Genomic DNA, 2,488 nt, shown 5'->3' on the forward strand with positions numbered 1-2,488 from the left:
TTAAAGGAAGTTACACAAAATTATTTACAGGCCCATAAGCGCTTGTATATAAATGGCGGTTTTAGGCGGCTGTTTATCCTCTAACTTATCTTCGACACGTATTGGAATGAGGCCATCGACAGCCATCGCGTAGTACACCCGCGACCCCACGAGAACCATAGCGCTAACGGCGGATAATAGACAAATTGCGACGATGATCCCAAAAGCCTTAGCAACTTGTGGGCCAAAGAGCGCATGTGCTGCTAGTGCTGCTACATCAATCGCCCCTTTTATACTTTCGATTGGTATCACAGCAAAGAAGCTTAAGTTCAGCAATAAATAAATGATGCTAACAATGATGGTGCCTACTAAGATGCTGAGGGGAAGATTACGTTGAGGATTTTTGATCTCTGAGCCTAAATAGCAGCTCGCATTCCACCCACTATAAGCGAATGAGACATAAATGAGCGCCACCGCAAAGGAGAGCTTATTTAAATGACCTTCCTCATAATGAATGGCGCTTTGTAATAAAGAGCTGGCTTTTGGCCAATTAAGCACAAAGGGTGCGGTTATTAAGAGGATGATAAAGCTCAACTTAACGATGGTTAATATGCTTTGTATATTCAGTCCCCACCTAACATTACGGCTATGCACATAGCTGAAAAAAAGCACCGTAGCGATAGCAATTAAGGTAATAGGGCTGATGGTGATGAGGTCATACTGGTTTATTTGCCAGCGCCAACCAATCGCTAAGGCATCTTGCCCTAAGAGATAGACGCCTACAGCAATCGCAGTGGCAGCAATGGGCGCAGAGAATCCGACAATCAACGAAATCCAGCCACCCATAAAGCCAATAAGATCGCCAAAGGCTTCTCGTAAATAGGCATATTCACCGCCCGCTTTAGGCATCATAACGCCCAGTTCACCATAGCAAAGAGCGCCACTTAACGCAAAAAGCGCGCCTATCGCCCAAGCGATAAAGAGCGCCTTACTATGATTAAGCTCCGCTAAAAGTAAACCGGAGGTGGTGAAAATACCCGTACCGATCATATTGGCAATCACCAATAAAATGGCAGCACCCAAGCCAATTTGAGCAGTTAGCTTAGGTGCTTGTTGGGGGTCACTCATTGAAAAAAGTCACCAACGTAGATAAGGTGTTCAAAGGGTAGTTTTTCACCCTCATCAGTATCCTTTAATAAGGTGCCTAGAGTCGTTTTGATGACCTGCTGCTGTTCTGCTGAACCAGCGTGATTAACAATCGCGATGGGTGTCTCATCGGGATAATGTGTTTTTAGCTGAGCAACAACTTCGGGTAGGTTCATTTTCATTGTGAAAAATACCAAGCTACTTTTACTCGCAGCTAATGTCGCTAGCGAATCACTCCCCTGATAGTTTTCATCCGCATTCATTGCTGCTGTGAGTATTACTGAATGACTGCTTTTGCCACTGGTAATGCTCGTGGCGAGGGCAGCATTTGCAGCATTAAAGCTGGAGATCCCGGGAATGACCTGCGGTGATAGATCGCGAAACTCATCTAAATACCCGCTTTGCGGTCCATACACAAGTGGGTCACCATAATCAATGATGGCGACATTTTTGCCATTGGCGATGGCCTCGCGGATAATTTGACGGTTTTTGTCCTCAAAAGCCTTAAGCTCTGAGGCTGACATTGGTTGTTTCATCGATGTAAATAGGCCATGCCCAGCCTCATGGAGTTCCTTGTCCGCCAGTAAATCAGGGTATTTATCCATCACTACCTGCATGCCGAATACAATATCGGCCGCTTCTAAGGTGCGTAGTGCCTTTACGGTGATGTTGTCAGCATCACCAATGCCCATACTGATTAAACTTAGCTGTCCGTTGCTGGCAGCAGCGGTCGGTATGGCTAAGCATAGGATAAGCAGGGAGCTTAGCCTTTTAAACAGTGTGGTTGCTTGTTTACGGTAATTGCTCATAACTCTACGTCCTTATGAATTAATACTGATAGCGAAGGGTGAAGCGAAAATCACGACCGGGCTCCATTAGAACAGAGTCTCTAAAAGCAATAGAGGTGTGGCTGCTATAACGCTTATCAGTTAGGTTGTGGACGGCAAAGTTAAGGCTAAGCCCAGGTACTGCCTTCGGCTCCCATTGTGCTTGAGTATCATGCAGTGCATAGCCAGGGCGTTCGATGGAACTACCTGGAACATCTTTGTTGCGACGTACAGCATTTAAATGATATGCAAGGCTAATCTCCTCATTTACTTGCCAACGATGGCTCCAAGTGAGGCGATCGCCCAAGGCTGCACCTTTGCGGCGTACTACCCCTAAGGGTTTGCCATCAGCTGTCACGTCCGCTTTGGTTAAGGCAAGCGTGGTTTGATATTGTGGAATACTCCACGATAGGCGGATATCCCAACCTTTTGTTCTTAAGGTACCCGGCATATTGCGGATAAAGGCAGGATATGTCATACCACCACCGACCCACTCAATCATATTGAGACCTTTGCAATAACCCCTCAAACTTCCT

General features: G+C 46.1%; 3 protein-coding genes. All 3 read right to left on the reverse strand.

What is annotated here, in order from left to right; translation table 11 throughout:
* Positions 1-24: 24 nt before the first annotated feature.
* Complete coding sequence (locus tag HMPREF3144_RS05560) at positions 25-1,107, reverse strand: amino acid permease (RefSeq protein ID WP_070476881.1); 1,083 nt, start codon at positions 1,105-1,107, stop codon at positions 25-27.
* Positions 1,104-1,934: an SAM-dependent methyltransferase gene (locus HMPREF3144_RS05565; RefSeq protein ID WP_070476882.1), complete on the reverse strand. Its 831-nt coding sequence runs from the start codon at positions 1,932-1,934 to the stop codon at positions 1,104-1,106. Before HMPREF3144_RS05565 ends, HMPREF3144_RS05560 begins: the two co-directional genes overlap by 4 nt.
* A gap of 19 nt (positions 1,935-1,953) precedes the next feature.
* On the reverse strand, positions 1,954-2,488 hold a 535-nt coding region (locus HMPREF3144_RS05570; RefSeq protein ID WP_141742736.1), incomplete at its 5' end, for a TonB-dependent receptor.

It is taken from the genome of Oligella sp. HMSC05A10 (genome assembly GCF_001808335.1).
Classification (GTDB): domain Bacteria; phylum Pseudomonadota; class Gammaproteobacteria; order Burkholderiales; family Burkholderiaceae_B; genus Oligella; species Oligella urethralis.